The sequence below is a fragment of the Chryseobacterium sp. S90 genome, assembly GCF_047444895.1.
Taxonomy (GTDB): Bacteria; Bacteroidota; Bacteroidia; order Flavobacteriales; family Weeksellaceae; genus Chryseobacterium.
This window is the reverse complement of the sequence record NZ_JBLGCX010000001.1, coordinates 646,439-667,236: the sequence shown is the minus strand read 5'-3', so window position 1 is coordinate 667,236 and position 20,798 is coordinate 646,439. Positions and strand designations below refer to the sequence as shown.

The window sequence follows — 20,798 nt, the reverse complement described above, 5'->3', positions numbered from 1 at the left end:
ATTGAAAAAGTAAAACCAAACATCAAAGTACATTTTGAAAATCAAAAAATCTTATATAGTTTCTTTATTAGGGTTTATCGGGCTGAATCTTCTTTCAGCCCAGGTAAATCCTTCCGGAAAACAGGGTACGGCATTTACAAACCCCATCATTTGGGCAGATGCGCCGGATTTATCCATTACCAGAAACGGAAATGATTTTTACCTGATCAGTACAACCATGCATCTGATGCCGGGAGCTCCGGTGATGCATTCCAGGGATTTGGTACATTGGGAAATGTCCGGATATGTTTTTGATACCCTGAATGACAATTCAAAATATGATTTATTGAACGGAACCGTTTACGGCAGGGGACAATGGGCTTCTTCAATCCGCTATCACAAAGGGAAATATTACGTTTTATTCTCTCCGAATGATGAACCTTTCAAATCTTATTTCTATGTGACTGATAATCCCGAAAAGGGAAAATGGAAACTGATCACCAGAACACGGCATTTTCATGATGCTTCACTGTTTTTTGATGACGATGACAGAATATATGTTTTCACTTCCAATAAAATTTTTGAACTGAGTTCTGATTTTAAAGAGGTAATCGGAAACCCGGATGGAACTGAGGTGTTTCAGAGGGATGTTTCGGAAACCGGACTTCTGGAAGGGAACCAGATCATTAAAAGAAACGGAAAATATTATATGATGATGATCTCGTGGCCCAGAAATGGAAAACGCCGCCAGGTAGTTTACAGAGCGGATAAAGTGACAGGTCCGTATGAGAAAAAAGTAATCCTGGAAGATAATTTTTTAGGATTTTCCTATGCAGGTCAGGGTGCTTTGATAGATGATGAAAATGGGAACTGGTATTCCCTCATTTTTCAGGATAGAAACGGAGTGGGGCGTGTCCCGTTGTTGCTACCAGTTCAATGGGAAAACGACTGGCCGATACTGGGAGATAAAGGAAAAGTTCCTTTGAAGGGAAAAGTTCCACTTCCGTCATTCAAAGCGAAAAATCATCTGGTGGAAAGTGATGAGTTTTCTGATAAAAAGATGAAAATCCAATGGCAATGGAATCATAATCCGGTGAATGAAGCATGGTCTTTATCCAAAAGAAAAGGATTTCTGAGACTGAAGACCAGCAGAGTAGCAGACAATCTGTACGCAGCGCCTAATACGTTGACTCAGAGAATGGAAGGACCAACTTCTTCAGCAGTTGTTGCAATGGACCTCAAAGGAATGAAAGATGGAGATATTGCAGGCTTCAGTGCTTTCAACGGGGATTCCGGGATCTTGTCTGTAATAAAGGAAGGCAATGAAAAATTTATTGTTTTTTCAACCAATGAAGTAAGTCTGGATAGTAAAACAAAAGCGATTACAGGAGTTAAAAAAGAAGAAAAAAAACGGATTCCTCTCGATTCGGATAAGGTTTTTCTCCGTATCGATGCCGATTTTAACCTCGGAAAAGATCTTACAGATTTTTATTATAGCACCGATCAGAAGAACTGGACAACAATGGCAAAAGACTACAAAATGATCTTTGATTACCGGAGATTTTTTATGGGATCAAAATTCGCAGTTTTCAATTATGCAACAAAAAATACCGGAGGATTTGTAGATGTAGATTTTTTCAGAGTCAATAAAGCCGAGAATGAAAATAACAAAATTAGCAGGGAAAAGTTTGCTGTAAACAGATAAATAAAATAAGTATTCAGATGTTTAAACTTTATTAACCACAAAAGTCACAAAGGATTTCATTCTAAAATACTTGAGCTCACTTAAGTAAGTTTAAAAATGATTGTGTAGAAAAGTTCACATAAGATGAAAATCAAAGATTTTCCCAAAACTTAGGTGTACTTATTACGCATAAGGTTTAGCTCTGAAAAAGCTTAAGTGTTTAAAACTTTTGTGCCTTTTGTGGTTAAAAATAATCAATATAAAACTTTAAATAGCTTGCTATTATTTTTTTATCTAAAATAATAAGTGTTAAAACTACAAATAAAAAATCATGAATAAATCAATTGTATTAGCATTAGGTTTTATGCTGTCAGGAGTTTTTATTTCTGCACAGGCTTTTGAGAAAAAAGCACCACCGGATTTTGATGTCGAGAAAAAAGAAATTCCACACGGAAAAATTGATACCATACAGTATTCGTCATCAACGGTTGGAACTACACGGAAAGCTTTGGTATATACACCTCCCGGATTTAAAAAAAGTAATAAATATCCTGTTTTATATCTGCTTCACGGCATTGGCGGGGATGAAAAAGAGTGGTTTAAAAATGGAACTCCGCAAATTATTCTAGATAATCTGTATGCCAAAGGAAAGCTTATTCCCATGATCGTTGTACTTCCCAACGGGCGGGCGATGAAAGACGACAGGGCTACCGGAGACATCATGGCAAAGGACAAGGTGGAAGCTTTTGCAATCTTTGAAAAAGATCTGCTGAATGATCTGATTCCCTTTGTAGAAAAAAAATATCCAGCTAAAAAAGACAGAAATGACAGAGCTATTGCCGGACTTTCTATGGGAGGTGGACAAACCCTGAATTTCGGACTTGGAAATATCGACAAGTTCTCATGGGTAGGTGCTTTCTCTGCTGCTCCGAATACCAAAGAACCTCAGAAACTTCTTCCGGATCCACCCAAAGCGAAACAATTAAAACTGCTTTGGATATCGTGCGGAGATCAGGACAGACTGATGCCTTTCAGCAAAAGAACAAGTGACTATCTTACAGAAAATAATGTTCCGCATATATTTTATGTAGAACCGGGCGGTCACGACTTCAAGGTCTGGAAAAATGATCTGTACCTGTTTTCACAATTGCTTTTCAAGCCGATAAAGCAAGAAGACATTAATCTTATTCTGAAGTCAGAATAAAATATCAGGCTTAAAAGTTTTAAATCCAAATTTCCAATTCTATGAGTATCTGTAAAATATATGTCAGTTTAATTCTAATGACAGGCTTTTCCCAAGTGGGATTTGCACAGAATCCTATTGTGCAGACCAATTACACTGCAGATCCTGCACCGATGGTCTACAATGATAGGCTGTATGTGTACACAACACACGATGAAGATGATTCTACGTGGTTCACCATGAACGACTGGAAAGTATATTCTACCAATGATATGGTCAACTGGACAGATCACGGAACAATTCTCTCGTATAAAGATTTTGACTGGGCAAAGCGCGATGCCTGGGCCGCACAATGTGTAGAAAGAAACGGAAAATTTTTTATGTATGTTCCGATGTGGTCCAAAACCAATAATAAAGGAGCTATCGGTGTTGCTGTAGGTGACAGTCCGTTGGGACCTTTCCGTGATCCGCTGGGAAAACCTCTGGTTCAGAGCGAATGGGGTGATATTGATCCAACGGTTTTTGTGGATGATGACGGACAGGCTCATATGTATTGGGGAAATCCTAAGCTTAAATACGTAAAGCTTAATGAAGATATGATTTCCTATTCCGGAAATATTGTAGAAGTTCCAATGACCGAAGAATCATTTGGCAAAAGAGACGGAAAACCTAACCCGGAAAGACCTTCAAAATATGAAGAAGGGCCGTGGCTGTACAAAAGGAAAAATCTGTATTATTTGTTCTGGCCGGGTGGTCCGCTTCCGGAATTCATAGGATATTCTACAGGTAAAACAGCACAGGGACCCTGGAAGTATGGTGGAATTATCATGCCAGCGGAAGAAAAGTCATTCACCAATCATCCCGGAGTTATTGATTTCCGGGGGAAAACCTATTTCTTTTATCACAATGGTGCATTGCCGAACGGAAGCGGGTTTACAAGATCGGTAAGTCTGGAAGAGCTTACCTTCAATAAAGACGGCTCCATTTCACCATTTAAAATGACCAGCGGAATTACAAAAGCTATCGCAACAGTTAATCCTTATTCGTTCAATCAGGCGGAAATGATTGCCTGGTCGGAAAATGTAAAATCCTATCAGAATAAAGAGGCTGGTGTTTTCATCAAAGCCAAAAAAAATGGGGCTTATACCAGTGTAAAAAATGTGGATTTCCGAAAAAAAGGAGCCGCAGCTTTCTCCGCAAGAGTAGGAACTACTCACAACAGTGACGTAACGATGGCCATTCATTTAGATGCTGTGAACGGTCCGGTAGCCGCCACAGTAAAGATTCCGATGACTGGTGGTGATGACCGCTGGGAAACGGTAAAAGTGCAGATTTCTGAAAAGATTACCGGTATCCATGATCTGTATTTTGTATTCAGCGGAAAAGCTTCAACAGATATTATGTATTTCGATTACTGGACTTTTCTTGAAAATAATGAATTATGAGAAAAAAAGCATTATATATTGTATTCAGCCTGTTTCTAATAAGCAAAAGTTTTGCGCAGGTAGCAGAAGTTTCAAGTCCTGATGGCCAAATAAAGCTTCATGTCTTTTCAGAAGGAGGGCAGGCTTTGTATGATGTGACTTTTCAAGGAAAAATAATGCTTGAAAAATCTCCGTTAGGCCTGATAACGAATGAATCAGATTTTTCCAAGAATTTGAAATTTACTGACAGCCAAAAAGATGTGATTTCTAAGAAATATACAAACCGGAAAATCAAAATATCTGAGGTTCATTATAATACAAATACTTTAACCGTTAATTTCACCAATGCGGACCAGCACCAGATAAGCATCGAATTCCAGGTGAGTAATAATAATATTGCTTTCCGATATAATATTCTACCCATGAAAGAACGCCTGAGTGTTGTTGTTCAGTCAGAAACTACTGGTTACAGATTCCCGTCACAGACGACTACTTTTCTTTCCCCTATGATGAAGCCAATGACAGGTTTCGCCCGTACAGCACCAAGCTATGAAATTGGTTATAAAGCCGATGCCGAGCTGGGAATATCATCTGATTACGGATATGTTTTCCCTGGTCTGTTCCATATCGGAAATGAGGGTTGGGTATTGCTTTCCGAGACAGGAGTGAACAGTATGTATTGTGCTTCTCATCTTGAAACTACAGCAGAAAAAAGTCTTTATAAAGCAGCTTATCCGAATATTGCTGAAAATAACGGTTTCGGAAGTACCGGAGCAGCCATTTCACTTCCCGGAAAAACGCCGTGGAGAACAATTACTGTGGACAGCTCTTTGAAATCCATCGTGGAAACCACCATTCCTTTTGATGTGGTAGATCCGATGTATGAGCCTTCACAGGAGTATCAGTTCGGAAAATCCACCTGGAGCTGGATTTTATGGCAGGACAAAAGCATGAACTATGATGATCAGGTAAAATTCATAGACCTTGCTGCCGCGCTGAAATATCAGTTTATTCTTATGGATGCGCTTTGGGATAAAAATATTGGAAAAGAACGAATGAAAACTCTTATTCAGTATGCAAAATCGAAAAATGTAGGCGTATTACTTTGGTACAATTCCAATGGAGCAGCCAATGACGCACCGATGGGACCGAGAAACAAAATGAGCTCATCTGTTGAACGTAAAAAAGAAATGAAATGGCTGAAAGATGTCGGGGTAAAAGGGCTCAAAGTGGATTTTTTCGGAGGAGATAAGCAGGAAACCATGCGTCTTTATGAAGATATTTTATCCGATGCCAACGATTATGGATTAACCATTATTTTTCATGGAGCCACGGTACCGAGAGGCTGGGAAGTAATGTACCCGAACTATGCAGGGAGTGAAGCTGTTCTTGCTTCAGAAATGCTTTATTTTTCAGAAGATGTACGTAAGCAGGAAGCTTTTTTTGCTACACTTCATCCTTTCATCAGAAATACAGTGGGAAGTATGGAATTTGGAGGAAGTTTCCTTAATAGATATTTAACAGAATCAAACAGAGATAAAAATAAAAGGCATACCACGGATGGCTTTCAGCTGGCTACAGCAGTGCTGTTTCAGAATCCCGTTCAGATGTTTGCCGTAATGCCGAATAATCTGACCGATGCTCCGGAATTTCAGCTCCGCTTTATGAAAGAAATTCCTACACTTTGGGATGAAACAATCTTCATAGACGGTTATCCCGGGAAATATGTAGTGATTGCAAGAAGACATGCAGATCAATGGTATATAGCTGGCGTGAATGCAGAAAAACAATCCCGGAAACTGAAAATAAAACTTCCGATGTTCGCTGGAAAAACCGTAAAATTTATCAATGATGATGCAAAAGGAAACACCTCAGAGAAAGAAGTAAAAGTAAATGGAAGGGGGGATTTCAGTATTGAGGTGCAGCAACAGGGTGGTTTTGTACTGAGAAATTAAAGAAATAAACCTGTAAGGTTTGAATTGAGTAAGACTACAAAGTTTTTAAAATAAAAAAAACTGATTATGAATCATCTGAAAATATTTGTCTTTGTTGTGTTGTTTGGGTTTGGTCTGCAGGTTCATGCAGCAGAACCGTTCATCAATACTGAAAAGACCCCGGAAAGTATTATTTTAAAAGAAAAAGCAACCAATCTTTCGATCTTTACCAACTTCGGAACAGATAAGGGGGTTATGAGAGCGGTGAAAAATCTGCAGACTGACTTTCAAAAAGTGACAGGAGAACAGCCGGCGATTCTTAACCAAATTTCAGGATTGCAGTCACCTTTAATAATTATCGGAACTATAGGGACAAAATCTGTCATTGATGATTTAATCAGGCAAAAAAAACTTGATGGAAAAGCATTAACCGGGAAAAAAGAAAAGTATATCATTCAGAATGTCAGCAATCCTTTTCCAGGAGTTACCGAAGCCATTGTGATTGCAGGAAGTGATAAAAGAGGAACTATTTATGGAGTTTATGAAATGTCTCAGCAGATAGGTGTTTCACCATGGTATTATTGGGCGGATGTTCCGGTTCCGGTAAAGGAAAATTTATATTTCAAAAAAGGAATGTATACCGATGGTGAGCCTGCTGTAGAATATCGCGGTATTTTCCTTAACGATGAAGAACCTTCGCTTGGAGGTTGGGCAAGGGCAACTTTCGGAGGAATAAACAGTCAGTTTTACGAAAAAGTTTTTGATCTGATCCTGCGCCTGAAAGGAAACTATATCTGGCCGGCAATGTGGGGAAAAGCATTTTATGACGATGATGCTCTGAGCGGTCCGCTGGCTGATGAAATGGGGATTGTGATGGGAACTTCTCACCATGAACCTATTGCTTTGGCACAAACAGACTGGCACAGGTATATCAAAAAAAATAATCTTCCGAATGTCTGGGATTACAGTAAAAATGCAGAAGTGCTACAGAAATTCTGGAAGTCAGGAATAGAAAGAAGCAAAAACTGGGAAAAGCTCGTAACAGTAGGAATGCGGGGTGATGGCGATGAAGCAATGGGGGATGGAACCAATATTTCCCTGCTGGAGAAAATTGTAAAAGACCAGCGTAAAATCATTGCGGATGTTACTGGTAAAAAAGCAGAAAAAACTCCTCAGGTCTGGGCATTGTATAAAGAAGTTCAGGACTATTATGATAAAGGAATGCGGGTTCCGGATGATGTTATTCTACTGTTCTGTGACGATAACTGGGGAAATGTAAGAAAGCTTCCTGATCTTTCAAAACCATTGCATAAAGGAGGATATGGAATGTATTACCACTTCGATTATGTGGGGGGACCGAGAAATTCTAAATGGATCAACATCAGCCCCATCCAGAGAGTATGGGAACAGATGAATCTTTCTTATGAGCACAAGGTGGACAAACTTTGGATAGTGAATGTAGGCGATTTAAAACCCATGGAATTTCCCATCAGCTTTTTTCTGGAAATGGCCTGGAATCCAAAACAGTTTAATGCTAAAAACCTTTTGGAATATACTGAAAAGTGGTCTGCCCAGCAGTTTGGGGAAAAACACGCCAAAGAGATTGCCAGGATGATTAATCTTTATGCCAAATACAACAGAAGAGTAACGCCTGAAACCCTTGACAGCAAAACGTACAGCCTAGAGAATTATCATGAATTTGAAACAGTTCTCAATGATTACAGGGCATTAGCAGTAGAAGCCTTACGTCTAAAAGAACAGATCTCTTCAGAATACCAGGATGCTTATTATCAGTTGGTTTTGTATCCTATTGATGCCTGCAGTAATTTATATGAAATGTATTATGCCGTAGCAAAAAACAGGGAACTGGCAGTAAAAAAAGACACTGAAGCCAATCTTTATGCAGATAAAGTGAAGGCATGTTTTGAAAGAAACACGTATCTGGACCATCAATACAACAATGTAATAGCCGGAGGAAAATGGAAGCATATGATGGATCAGATGAGAATAGGGTACAAAAGCTGGGCGGACGGAAAAGAAAATATAATGCCCGAAGTCACCTATATTTCGGAAACTGAGGCTCCCAAAGAAAAAGTATTTCAGGAAAAAAACGGTTATGTATCTATTGAAGCGGAAAACTTTGCAAGAATACATCAATCAGAAAAAATCCATTGGGAAGTGATTCCTGATTTTGGAAAGACAAAATCAGGAGTGACAACCTTTCCACAGAATGCTTATCCTAAAAACGATGAAAGTATCTGGCTGGAATATGATATAAATTTTGAATCAAAAGGTGAGTTTGATGTCCAATTATTATTAGCTCCGACTTTAAATTTTAATCATAATAAAGGACTTCGCTACGAAATTTCTTTTGACAACGAAACTCCGCAGATTGTGAATTTCAACGGTCATTACAAAGGAGAATTGGGAAAATGGCAGTCAGAGCATATTATTAAATATATTACAAAACACGCAATTTCGCAGGCAGGAAAACACACATTACGTTTCAGAGTGCTCGAACCTGGCATTGTTCTGGAAAAAATATTGATCAATACCGGAGGTCTAAAACCTTCTTACCTGGGGGCTCCGGAAAGTGAAATGCTTCACTGAATACTCCAGTATCCATAACAAACAAACACTTTAGCCATGAAACAGTAATCTTAACTCACATTCAATTTTAAATACAGTTCCAAAACAGAGCGTAAAGAAATAGAACAGCGGATATCTGTAAGTAATTGTATTTAACGGATCGCTGCCTGATAACTCAATGCATTTTCCTGATGGTTTTTTGAAAATTAACTGTCTTGACGGGGTATATATTGCCCTTATTTTAATTGTTTACATCAAAATCACAAATATTTAAACCAAAACATTATGAAAAAATTTTTAAGTCTTGTTGCCATTCATTTTATGGTCTTATTTTTCAGCGGCATGCTGCAAGGTCAGCTTACAACGGTAAAAATTGACAAAAATATTATTTATCAGAAAGTAAGAGGGTTCGGAGGGTTTGTGTGCAGTCCTCAGTTTGCTTATAACCATATGTCAACTTCGGAGATTCAGAATCTTTGGGGAGCTTCCAGTGAAGGTGGATATAACATTATGAGACTATATATTCCTGAAAACAGCAGTAACTGGAGTTCTGTATTGGCTACTGCACAGCTTGCCAAATCAATGGGACTTACCATTTTTGCTACACCGTGGACAATGCCTGCAGCCTGGAAAACCAATAACCATGTAAATGCCGTGTACACGGATACCAACGGAGTACAGCAGATAGGATATCTGAAAACCGAAAATTATCAGGACTATGCCCTTTATCTCAACAGCTTTGTTACTTATCTTCAGAATAACGGAGTAGATCTTGACTATATTTCCATTCAAAATGAACCGGATGAAATGGCTCAGTACCAGGGTTGTATCTGGACACCGGCTCAAATTGCCACATTTGTAAAAAATTATGGACATCTCATCAACTGTAAGGTTATTGCTCCGGAAAGTGTGGGATTTACGGATAATTTTGCCAGTGCTTTGCTGGATCCCACGGCAATGGCTAATTTTGAAGTATATGGAGGACATCAATATGGCCTCATCCAGTCTACCTACAAGCAGTTTCAGAATTACAATAAAGAAATCTGGCAGACAGAATATCTGATCAACTGGAATTCTTCATCCACTCAGCCGGCCCGTGATTTCAGCTGGAATACAGATGCATTTACCTTTGCCAGTAGCGTCAACAATGCTTTATTAGGCAATATCAATGCATGGATCCATTATTCCGCCAAACGTTATTACGGTTTAATGGGGGACGGAACTTATGGAACCACCGCAGGAGTAATGACCAAAAGAGGCTATATCCTTTCACATTATGCCAAATATACAACGGGAAAAACAAGAATAGACGCGAAATGGGATGACAAAACCGGAGTATTACAAGGTTCTTCCTATATTTCCCAGGATGGAAATCAGGTCGTTCTTATGGTCATCAATCCTTCTCAAAATGCGTATAGCTTGAAGGTTGATCTGCCTTTTTACACAACTTCAGGAACAAAAGTCCTTACCAATACACAATCCAATATGGTGAGCACACCTATTTCTTTGAGCACAGCAACATTCCGGCCTACTGCTGATATCAGCCCTTCCAGTGTCATGACATTTGTTTTTAATAAAAGTGGTGACAGGCCTGCTTCTCTGATGACAGGCGGTGATATTCATTATAATAAAATTGAAACACAAACGGCTACCAGTACATCTTTTGGGACAGGATTCAATATCAGCAATACAACAGTGACGTTCTCCAATCCAAGTCCTCTTATCAGCAATAATATGACCGCGGCTAACGGATATCTCCAGCTTAACGACAGGTACAATAAACTGATCCTGCATGTAAACAGCTATACAACGGCAGGACAAAGTTATTCGGACAATACAACTTTATACTATATCAACAGCCAGGGCGTAACGAAATCTTATAACTATGGAAAGATTAATTTTCCTCAGGGAGGAAATTTTGATATGACATTCGATATTTCAAGACAGGTTCTTACAGACGGATGCAAAGGGATTCTGGGACTGAGAAATTCAAACTACAGCTCTGTACTAACCCTTAATCTTGGAGACGTTTATTTTAATGTAGGAAATGAAAATGCTTCAAAATTCGGAGGAACTTATTCCGCAAGTGACAGCAATCTGATGGATGCGCTGGAAAATGGCTACTATACATCAGTCGATTTCAGAAATACTGCAGGCATTACTTCCTCAAACAACTGGCAGCCTATGAGCGCTAACTCTAACAGCATTTATTATGTGAATTCAAACGTAAGTTCATCTGCCAATAATGTGATTTCAGGTGCTGCATGTTCAAATCTTGTTCTCTCCGGCCAGGGTATGGATTTTCAGGTACCGTTCAGTTTTACAGCCAATAACGCTTCTTACAGCCGTACATTTAATGGTTATGATATGCTGATCTTGCCATTCCAGGCTAATATACCTTCCGGAGTTACTGCTTATCTGATATCTCCGGATGCAGGTAATATCAATTGTACCGCAATTTCAAACGGGATCATTCCTGCAAACACTCCGGTAATCATCAATGCTACAGGAAATATTACTTTCAATGGTTCAGGAAATGTTTCCACACCCAAAGCAATCACTGTCAATCAGATGAACGGAGTCTATCAGAGTATCAAAGTTCCCGCCAATGCCTATGTCTTGAAAACAGAAAACGGCATAACAGGTTTCTATAAGGTAACTGCAGGAAATGAGCCTGTAATGGGATCCTTTAAAGCTTATCTTACAGAAGAAAATACATATTCTGCAAACGTTCTTCCTTTAAATTTTGGATCATTAAGCGCCAGGAATATTCTTGCTGGGACGAAAAAAGAACAGGTTAAAATATATCCCAACCCTGTAAAAAAAGATCTTTTCATTGATTCTGATTTTTCAGAAGCTGCGGCTGTTATTTTTGATGGAAGAGGAGGTGTTATTGTGTCCGGATTGAAAATAAATACAGGGAAAAACCATATTGATGTAACAGGTTTTCCGTCTGGTATTTACTTCATTGAAGTTGCTTATAAGAATAACACAGTGATCACACAAAAATTTGTTAAAGAATAAATTGAACTCAAAGCCATCATAAGTCAGTTTATGATGGCTCATTTACTACCATCGATGATGTATTGAAAGATTAAAACAGACAAGATTTAAAATATATACAGTCAATTGTGAAATCCGCAAAATCTGCAGGTAAAATTATTAACAACAAAAATTTCTAGAGTTTTCAGATTTTATTGAAACCATAATCTTTATGAGAAGAATTGTATTAACCTTATGTACAACCCTGGCAGCATCTTTATTTTTTGCCCAGAGCCATTATAAATACCCGTTCAGGAATCCTGATCTTCCTGTTAATGAAAGAATAGAAAACCTTCTTTCCTTATTGACAACAGAAGAAAAGATAGGAATGATGATGGATAATTCACAGGCAGTTCCGCGTCTGGAAATTCCAGCCTATGGATGGTGGAATGAAGCTCTTCACGGGGTGGCAAGAGCAGGAACAGCTACTGTTTTTCCACAGGCTATCGGGATGGCTGCTACATGGGATGTTCCGGAGCATTTTAAAACTTTTGAAATGATTTCTGATGAAGCACGGGCAAAATACAACAGATCTTTTGATGAAGCTATGAAAACAGGACGATACGAAGGACTGACCTTCTGGACACCCAATATCAATATTTTTCGTGACCCAAGATGGGGAAGAGGCCAGGAAACCTATGGTGAAGACCCTTATCTTACCTCCGTTCTGGGCGTTGCTGCAGTAAAAGGTTTGCAGGGAAGCGACCCGAAATTTTTTAAAACCCACGCCTGCGCCAAACATTTTGCGGTACACAGCGGACCGGAATGGAACCGCCATTCCTATAACGCAGAAATATCAAAAAGAGATCTGTATGAGACGTATCTTCCCGCTTTCAAAGCATTGGTTCAGGAAGGAAATGTAAGAGAAGTAATGTGTGCCTACAATGCTTTTGACGGGCAGCCATGTTGTGCAAACAACACTTTACTTACTGAAATTCTCCGTGGAAAATGGAAGTATGACGGAATGGTGGTCTCAGATTGCTGGGCACTGGCCGATTTCTTTCAGAAAAAATACCATGGCACTCATCCTGACGAAAAAACAACCGCAGCAGATGCCTTGAAACATTCCACGGATCTGGAATGCGGAGATACCTATAACAATCTGAATAAATCTCTGGCAAGCGGACTGATTATTGAAAAAGATATTGATGAGTCGATGCGCAGAATCCTGAAAGGGTGGTTTGAGTTGGGAATGCTTGATCCGAAATCTTCCGTTCACTGGAATACCATTCCGTATTCTGTAGTAGATTCTGAAGAACATAAAAAGCAGGCACTGAAAATGGCACAAAAGTCAATTGTGCTGATGAAAAACGAAAAGAATGTTCTGCCTCTCAGCAGAAATATTAAAAAAATTGCCGTTGTAGGCCCGAATGCTGATGACGGATTGATGCAGTTAGGAAACTATAACGGAACTCCTTCTTCCATTGTAACGATTTTAGACGGAATCAAAACCAAATTCCCGAATGCTGAAATTATTTACGAAAAAGGAAGCGAAGTAACAGATCCTTCGTCCAGAACGTCATTATACCAGAATTTTATCAGTCAGAAAAACGGTGCAAAAGGAATGAAAGTAGATTTCTTCAATAATAATGAATTCAAAGGGCAGCCGGCTAATACTTCCGTAAATTCCACTACGATCAGCTACAACAGCTTTGGAGGTACTCAACTTGCACCCAATGTAGGAAGAGAAAATACCTCAGCTATTATTTCAGGCATTTTCAAAAGTACTTATACAGGGGAGGTTGTGTTTTCTGCTTCCACTTCTGATATCTATACACTTTTCGTGGACGGAAAAGAAATCGCAACAAGGAAAGGACCTGACGCAAGACATCCTTCAGAGTTTTCTGTAAAAATGGAAAAAGGAAAAGAATACCAGATAGAACTGCGTCATACACAAAAAGGAAAATATGTAAGCATCAGCTTTGAGGTCTACAGAAAAGACCCTGTTAATTTTGCTTCGGTGAGAGAAAAGGTGAAAAATGCAGATGTCATTCTCTTCGCAGGCGGACTTTCTCCAAGTCTGGAAGGTGAAGAGATGATGGTGAATGCAGAAGGCTTCAAAGGCGGTGACAAAACTTCTATTGCCCTTCCTAAAGTCCAGCGGGACCTGTTAGCGGAGCTTAGAAAAACCGGCAAACCTGTTGTTTTTGTTCTTTGCACCGGAAGCGCTCTGGGATTGGAACAGGATGAGAAAAATTATGATGCCCTGTTGAACGCCTGGTATGGCGGACAGTCCGGAGGAACGGCCGTAGCAGATGTTTTGGCAGGGGAATATAACCCTTCCGGAAAATTACCCATTACCTTTTACAAAAACCTTGAACAGCTGGACAATGCTCTTTCAAAGACAAGCAAGCACGAAGGATTTGAAAATTATGATATGCAGGGAAGAACGTACCGTTATATGAAGGAAAAACCTCTTTATCCGTTCGGGCATGGCTTGAGCTATTCCAAATTTGTTTACGGAGATTCTAAACTGAGCAAAAATACGATCAGTACCAGCGAAAATGTGACGATCACAATTCCCGTAACCAATGTTTCAGAAAGGGATGGAGAAGAAGTCGTTCAGGTTTATATCAAAAGAAATAATGATGCCCAGGCACCGGTAAAAACGTTAAGGGCTTTTGAAAGAACTCTGATTAAATCCAAAGAAACAAAAAATATTCAGCTGACTCTCTCTAAAGACTCATTTGCGTTCTACGATGAAAAAGCAGATGATCTGGTTGCAAAACCCGGCGACTATACCATTTTTTATGGCGGAACTTCTGATGATGCAGGATTGAAAAACATTTCGTTAAAAGTAAAATGAAAATTGATTCAGGATAAATTGAGACATGCTTTAGCTTTCAAAATATACGATCTATGACAACAAAAAATAAAATATTTTCCATCGCGATTTCCCTTAGTGCTGCTTTTTTTTCGGCTCAGAATAATACGGTTCGTACTTTTAACCTGGATCTGAAAGAAACTCCGGCACCTGTTAAAATACAACCTACCATGTACGGGGTTTTCTTTGAAGATATCAATTTTGCAGCAGACGGAGGAATATATGCTGAATTGATTAAAAACCGAAGCTTTGAATTTGATGAACCTTTTACAGGATGGATACAGCCCAATACAAAAACGCTTTCTCCTAATCTTGATTCCGGGTTTCTGACTATTTATTCTGATCCTGCCAAAACCAATAAAAATTATGCACGAATTACTGTTCTGAATGATAAAAATTATATTCTGGAAAATGAAGGTTTCAGGGGAATTGGTCTTCATGAAGGTGAAAAATATGATTTCAGTTTTGATCTGGAAAATGTTTCAGGAAATATTTCGGCAGTAAAGGCTAGTCTTGTTGATGAAAAAGGAAAAGAAATTTCTTCGGTTTCCACGCTCATAAGAGAAAAAGGATGGCAAAAATACAATACTGCTTTACAAGTCTCGAGAACGGTTGAAAAAGCGAGACTCCGGATTACATTTATTGGAAACGGAATTGTGAATATGGATATGATCTCACTTTTTCCTCAGGATACCTGGAAAGGCAGAAAAGGTGGTTTGCGCAAAGATCTGGTACAAAAACTATACGATTTACAACCTGGATTTTTACGGTTTCCGGGTGGATGTATTGTTGAAGGAAGGACACTGGCAGAAAGATATCAGTGGAAAAAAACAGTAGGAAATGTGGCAGACCGTGAATATCTTATCAATAAATGGAGCACTGGATTTCCGCACAGGCTTACACCGGATTACGGACAGTCTTTCGGGTTGGGATTTTTTGAATATTTTCAGCTTTCCGAAGATCTGGGCGCAGAACCCATCCCTATTCTGAGCTGTGGAATGGCATGTCAGTTCAATACGGCAGAGCTGGTGAAAATGGAGGACCTTGATCCTTATGTTCAGGATGCTCTGGACCTCATTGAATTTGCCAACGGAGATCCCGAAATAACAAAATGGGGGAGAATCCGAACTGAAATGGGACATCCAAAGCCTTTTAATTTAAAATTTATTGGAGTTGGGAACGAGCAATGGGGAGCAGATTATATTGAACGTTATAAAGTTTTTGAAAAAGCTATCCACACAAAATACCCTGACATTAAGATTATTTCAGGAAGCGGACCATCACCTGATGGCGAATTCTTTGAATATGGCTGGAAAGAGTTGAAACAGCTTAACGCACAGATTGTTGATGAGCATTATTACAATTCACCCGACTGGTTCATGAAAAATGCCGGAAGATATGACCATTATGACCGTTCCGGACCCAAAGTTTTTGCCGGGGAATATGCCGCTCAGTCTGTAGGTGTAGTGAAGCCGGATAATAAGAATAGCTGGCTGACAGCACTTTCAGAAGCTGCTTTCATGACCGGTCTCGAAAGAAATGCAGATGTTGTCTATATGACTTCTTATGCACCGCTTTTTGCGCATGCCGAAGGGTGGCAGTGGACACCTGATCTTATCTGGTTTAATAATCTGAAATCTTACGCCACTCCTAATTATTACGTGCAAAAATTATTTTCCAACAATAAAGGAACAGATTTACTGAAGATAGAAAATGAAGGAAAAGCTTTATCAGGGCAGGAAAATTTATATGCTACAGCAGTGAAAGATGCAAAAGGGAATGAAATCATTATTAAAATAGTTAATACTGATACTCAGGCTAAAAGAATCACCATCAATCCCGGAAATTTGAAAGTTGATAAAAAACTGACTCAAACATTATTGTCTGCGCCTCAGCTTTCCAGTGAAAATAATTTCGATGCTGAACCAGTGAAACCTAAAGAAGAGATTTCTGAAGCCAAAACTGGCAAAATATTCACTGAAATTCCTGCCAGTTCTTTAGTGGTTTTAAAGTTAAAACTAATTTAATAAACTGTTAATCAAATTATTATGTAAAATAAGTGTGTTTTTTACATTTATTTAAAATAGAATCTTATATTTGCTTTTATCTCATCAGGAGAAATAAAAATCTCAATCATCAAAAACGTTTACCACCATGAAAAAATATGTTATCGGGCTGGACTATGGTACAGATTCCGTGCGGGCCGTCCTTATCGATACTGAAAACGGATCCGAAATAATTTCATCAGTCAGCTATTACCGGAGATGGAAAGAAGGTAGATTTTGTAATCCCTCAGCCAATAGTTTCAGACAGCATCCTTTAGATCATATTGAAGGACTGGAGAAGACCATTGTACAAGTAGTAAATGAAAGTGGAGTACCTCCGGAACAGATCGTCAGCATTTGTATTGATACTACAGGCTCTTCACCGCTTCCGGTAACAAGTGAAGGAAAAGCTTTAGCACTTGTTCCAGGATTTGAAGAGAATCCTAATGCTATGATGGTTTTATGGAAGGACCATACTGCTATTCAGGAAGCCGAAGAAATCAATACCCTTGCAAGAACATGGGGAGGTGAAGATTATACAAAATTTGAAGGCGGTATCTATTCATCAGAATGGTTCTGGGCCAAAATATTACACATCAGCAGAGTGGATGAAGAGGTTAAAAATAGGGCTTATACATGGATGGAACATTGTGATTATATGACCTTCGTTTTATCAGATCATAAAGATTTGTCAACCTTCAAAAGAAGCCGTTGTGCAGCAGGCCACAAAGCAATGTGGCATGAGTCATGGGACGGTCTGCCTTCTGAAGAGTTTCTCAACAGGCTCGATCCTTCTCTGGGAGAGCTCAGAGGAAAATTATATAGGGAAACATATACTTCAAATGAAATTGCAGGATATCTGAATGAAGAATGGGCTGCAAAAACAGGCCTTACAACACAAACGATTATTACAGTAGGTACTTTTGATGCTCATTCAGGAGCGGTGGGAGCAAAGGTTGAAGAAAATGCACTGATCAGAATCATGGGAACATCTACCTGTGATATCATGGTGGCTTCAGGAGAAAACATCGGGGATACAACCGTAAAAGGAATCTGCGGACAGGTTGACGGATCTGTAATTCCCGGATTGATAGGACTTGAGGCAGGGCAGTCAGCCTTTGGAGATGTTCTGGCATGGTATAAAGATATCCTGATGTGGCCTGTTTATCAGGTTTTGATGCATTCCGAAAGTATTTCAGAAGAGCTGAAGAAAAAGCTGGCAGCTGAAATGGAACATGAACTTATCAGAAAATTAACCCTTGAAGCAGAAAAAATTCCTCTTTCAGATAGTGTTCCGATTGCACTGGATTGGGTAAATGGAAGAAGAACACCTGATGCGGATCAGGAGCTAAAAGCAGCCATCAGTCAACTTTCTCTGGGAACAAAAGCTCCCCATATTTTCAAAGCTTTGGTTAATGCCATTTGTTTCGGCGCTAAAAAGATCGTTGACCGTTTTGAAGAAGAAGGTCTGAAAATCAATAAAATAATTGGAATTGGAGGGGTAGCAAGGAAATCTCCATTTATCATGCAAACACTTGCTAATGTTCTGGATATGCCTATTGCAGTAGCTGCTTCAGACCAGACTCCCGCATTGGGAGCTGCTGTTTATGCCGCCGTATCAGCAGGAGTTTACCCTACAGTGCAGGAAGCAAGCATGAAAATGGGATCCGGATTTGAAGCGGAATACCAACCCAAAGCTGAAGAAGTAAAGCACTACAAAGAATTAATGCAGCAATACCAGAAGCTCGCTGATTTTGTAGAATATAATACCAAACTGAAAAACAACAGGAAAGAACTTCAGAACTCCTGATTGTTCATTTTTAACTTTTTGAATGACACTCAAAATGAATACATATAAAGAACTCCAAAGAGAATGTTATGAAGCTAATATGCAGCTCGACGCACTGAAGCTGGTGGTCTATACCTTCGGGAATGTAAGTGCTGTAGACCGTGATAAAGGTGTTTTTGCCATAAAGCCAAGCGGTGTTCCCTATGACATTTTAAAGCCTGAAGACATGGTGATTTTAGACTTTGATGCCAATGTAATTGAAGGAAGTCTCAGACCATCATCAGATACCAGAACACACGCTTATCTCTATAAGTGCTGGGAAAAAATCGGTGGGATTTCCCATACACATGCGATCTATTCCGTAGCATGGGCACAGGCACAAATGGATATTCCTGTTTTCGGAACCACCCATGCAGACCATCTCACGACAGATATTCCCTGTGCACCACCGATGCATGATCATCTCATTGAAGGAAATTATGAATACAATACCGGAATACAGATTTTGGAATGCTTTAAAGAAAAACAGCTATCCCCGGAAGAAGTAGAGATGGTTCTGATTGGCAATCACGGTCCCTTTACCTGGGGGAAAAACGCAGAAAAAGCAGTCTACAACAGCAAAGTACTGGAAACCATTGCTGAAATGGCTTATCTCACCAGACAGATAAATCCTGATGCAGAACGCCTCAAAGACTCACTCATCAAAAAGCACTACGAACGTAAACATGGCAAGAATGCTTATTACGGACAGGAATTTAAACACTAAACACTCAACAAAAACAACTATTAACGATCAATAAAATTATGTTAACACCTCTCAATACCAAAGAAATCTGGTTCATCACAGGAAGTCAGCATTTATACGGGCCCGAAACACTGGCTCAGGTTGCAGAACACAGCCGGAAAATTGTGGAAGAACTTGAAAAATCTTCTTTTATCCCGGTAAAAGTCATTGTAAAACCAACCGTAAAAACTACAGAAGAGATATTTGAAACCATTGCAGCAGCCAATCAGGCAAGAAACTGTATAGGAGTTATTACATGGATGCATACCTTCTCACCCGCTAAAATGTGGATCAGAGGATTAAAAATTTTACAGAAACCTCTTCTGCATCTGCATACCCAGTTCAACAGAGACATCCCATGGTCTACAATGGATATGGATTTTATGAATCTCAATCAGGCTGCTCATGGTGACCGTGAATTTGGCTTTATGGTAAGCAGACTCCGAAAAAACAGAAAAGTAGTGGTAGGGCACTGGTCAGAAGAAAGAGTTCAGAAGCAGATTGGTGACTGGAGCCGGGTTGCTGCAGGCTGGGATGACTGGCAGGGGGCTAAATTTGCCCGTTTCGGAGATAATATGCGGTTTGTAGCCGTTACAGATGGTGATAAAGTGGAAGCTGAAACACAGTTTGGTTTCTCAGTCAATACCTGGGGAATCGGTGATCTTGTAGGAGTTATCAATTCTGTAAGTGAAGGAGAAATAAAAAGCCTTATGGAAGAATATGAATCTTCTTATCATATGGCAGCATCTCTCTTGGAAGGAGGAACAAACAGAAGGTCTCTGCACACCGCCGCCAAAATTGAATCAGGGCTTGAAAAGTTTTTAAAAGATGGTGGATTTAAAGGATTCTCCGATACCTTTGAAGACCTTCACGGGCTGGAACAGCTGCCTGGAATTGCCGTACAGCGCCTGATGCAGAAAGGATATGGATTTGCAGGAGAAGGAGACTGGAAAACAGCAGCGTTGGTACGCGCCATGAAAACAATGGGGCAGGGGCTTGAAGGAGGAAATGCTTTTATGGAAGACTATACCTATCATCTTGATCCTTCCAACCCTTCTATTTTAGGCTCTCATATGCTGGAAGTAGATCCGGTTCTGGCTGCCGGAAAACCATTATGTGAGATCCATCCGCTGGGAATAGGAGGAAAAGCAGATCCCGTTCGTCTCGTATTCAATTCCAGAGGAAATATTGATTCTCTGAACGCTGCATTGATGGACTTTGGAAACCATTTCAGATTGCTGATCAACAAAACAAAAGCATTGGAAATTACAGAAGAGCTGCCCAAACTTCCGGTAGCAAGAGTCTTATGGAAACCTCTTCCAGATTTATATACGGCTGCAGAGGCCTGGATATTGGCAGGAGGTGCACATCATACGTGTTATAGTGAAAATATTTCAGCAGAACAGTTAGAAGATTTTGCTGACATAGCAGGCATGGAATCATTAGTCATTGATGAAGATACCAGAATGCGTGATTTTAAAAATACACTTCGTTGGAATGAAATGTATTATCGTTAACTAA

General features: G+C 39.5%; 11 protein-coding genes. All 11 read left to right on the top strand.

Going from position 1 to position 20,798, the window contains the following annotated elements; genetic code table 11:
* The first annotated feature begins 34 nt into the window (after positions 1-34).
* The 11 genes from ACLMCG_RS03115 (at position 35) to araA (ending at position 20,794) form a co-directional block, all read left to right on the top strand.
* Positions 35-1,684: a glycoside hydrolase 43 family protein gene (locus ACLMCG_RS03115; protein ID WP_413958756.1), complete on the top strand. Its 1,650-nt coding sequence runs from the start codon at positions 35-37 to the stop codon at positions 1,682-1,684.
* Positions 1,685-1,994: 310 nt separating this feature from the next.
* Positions 1,995-2,867 carry an alpha/beta hydrolase gene (locus ACLMCG_RS03110; protein ID WP_413958755.1) on the top strand — a complete coding sequence of 291 codons (873 nt, stop codon included), beginning with the start codon at positions 1,995-1,997 and terminating at the stop codon, positions 2,865-2,867.
* Between the two features lie 41 nt (positions 2,868-2,908).
* Complete coding sequence (locus tag ACLMCG_RS03105) at positions 2,909-4,291, top strand: glycoside hydrolase family 43 protein (RefSeq protein ID WP_413958754.1); 1,383 nt, start codon at positions 2,909-2,911, stop codon at positions 4,289-4,291.
* Positions 4,288-6,225, top strand: a complete 1,938-nt coding sequence (locus ACLMCG_RS03100) for a glycoside hydrolase family 97 catalytic domain-containing protein (RefSeq protein ID WP_413958753.1) — start codon at positions 4,288-4,290, stop codon at positions 6,223-6,225. Before ACLMCG_RS03105 ends, ACLMCG_RS03100 begins: the two co-directional genes overlap by 4 nt.
* Before the next feature lie 66 nt (positions 6,226-6,291).
* Positions 6,292-8,814, top strand: coding sequence for a glycosyl hydrolase 115 family protein (locus ACLMCG_RS03095; RefSeq protein ID WP_413958752.1), 2,523 nt, complete (start codon positions 6,292-6,294; stop codon positions 8,812-8,814).
* 264 nt (positions 8,815-9,078) lie between these two features.
* Positions 9,079-11,817, top strand: a complete 2,739-nt coding sequence (locus tag ACLMCG_RS03090) for a T9SS type A sorting domain-containing protein (protein WP_413958751.1) — start codon at positions 9,079-9,081, stop codon at positions 11,815-11,817.
* Between the two features lie 190 nt (positions 11,818-12,007).
* Positions 12,008-14,641, top strand: coding sequence for a glycoside hydrolase family 3 C-terminal domain-containing protein (locus ACLMCG_RS03085; protein WP_413958750.1), 2,634 nt, complete (start codon positions 12,008-12,010; stop codon positions 14,639-14,641).
* Between the two features lie 53 nt (positions 14,642-14,694).
* The gene (locus ACLMCG_RS03080) at positions 14,695-16,686 is read left to right on the top strand and encodes an alpha-L-arabinofuranosidase C-terminal domain-containing protein (RefSeq protein WP_413958749.1); all 1,992 of its coding nucleotides are present in this window, start codon (positions 14,695-14,697) and stop codon (positions 16,684-16,686) included.
* Positions 16,687-16,813: 127 nt separating this feature from the next.
* Positions 16,814-18,514: a ribulokinase gene (locus ACLMCG_RS03075; RefSeq protein ID WP_413958748.1), complete on the top strand. Its 1,701-nt coding sequence runs from the start codon at positions 16,814-16,816 to the stop codon at positions 18,512-18,514.
* A gap of 34 nt (positions 18,515-18,548) precedes the next feature.
* Positions 18,549-19,259 carry an L-ribulose-5-phosphate 4-epimerase gene (locus tag ACLMCG_RS03070; RefSeq protein WP_413958747.1) on the top strand — a complete coding sequence of 237 codons (711 nt, stop codon included), beginning with the start codon at positions 18,549-18,551 and terminating at the stop codon, positions 19,257-19,259.
* Positions 19,260-19,297: 38 nt separating this feature from the next.
* Positions 19,298-20,794, top strand: a complete 1,497-nt coding sequence (gene araA, locus ACLMCG_RS03065; protein ID WP_413958746.1) for an L-arabinose isomerase — start codon at positions 19,298-19,300, stop codon at positions 20,792-20,794.
* The last annotated feature ends 4 nt before the right edge of the window (positions 20,795-20,798 follow it).

Bases quoted from the DNA above. Each gene is read 5' to 3' on its own strand.
- ACLMCG_RS03105 (WP_413958754.1), top strand. From the start codon at position 2,909: ATGAGTATCTGTAAAATATATGTCAGTTTAATTCTAATGACAGGCTTT.
- ACLMCG_RS03095 (WP_413958752.1), top strand. From the start codon at position 6,292: ATGAATCATCTGAAAATATTTGTCTTTGTTGTGTTGTTTGGGTTTGGT.
- ACLMCG_RS03090 (WP_413958751.1), top strand. From the start codon at position 9,079: ATGAAAAAATTTTTAAGTCTTGTTGCCATTCATTTTATGGTCTTATTT.
- ACLMCG_RS03110 (WP_413958755.1), top strand. From the start codon at position 1,995: ATGAATAAATCAATTGTATTAGCATTAGGTTTTATGCTGTCAGGAGTT.
- ACLMCG_RS03100 (WP_413958753.1), top strand. From the start codon at position 4,288: ATGAGAAAAAAAGCATTATATATTGTATTCAGCCTGTTTCTAATAAGC.
- araA (WP_413958746.1), top strand. From the start codon at position 19,298: ATGTTAACACCTCTCAATACCAAAGAAATCTGGTTCATCACAGGAAGT.
- ACLMCG_RS03085 (WP_413958750.1), top strand. From the start codon at position 12,008: ATGAGAAGAATTGTATTAACCTTATGTACAACCCTGGCAGCATCTTTA.
- ACLMCG_RS03075 (WP_413958748.1), top strand. From the start codon at position 16,814: ATGAAAAAATATGTTATCGGGCTGGACTATGGTACAGATTCCGTGCGG.
- ACLMCG_RS03080 (WP_413958749.1), top strand. From the start codon at position 14,695: ATGACAACAAAAAATAAAATATTTTCCATCGCGATTTCCCTTAGTGCT.
- ACLMCG_RS03070 (WP_413958747.1), top strand. From the start codon at position 18,549: ATGAATACATATAAAGAACTCCAAAGAGAATGTTATGAAGCTAATATG.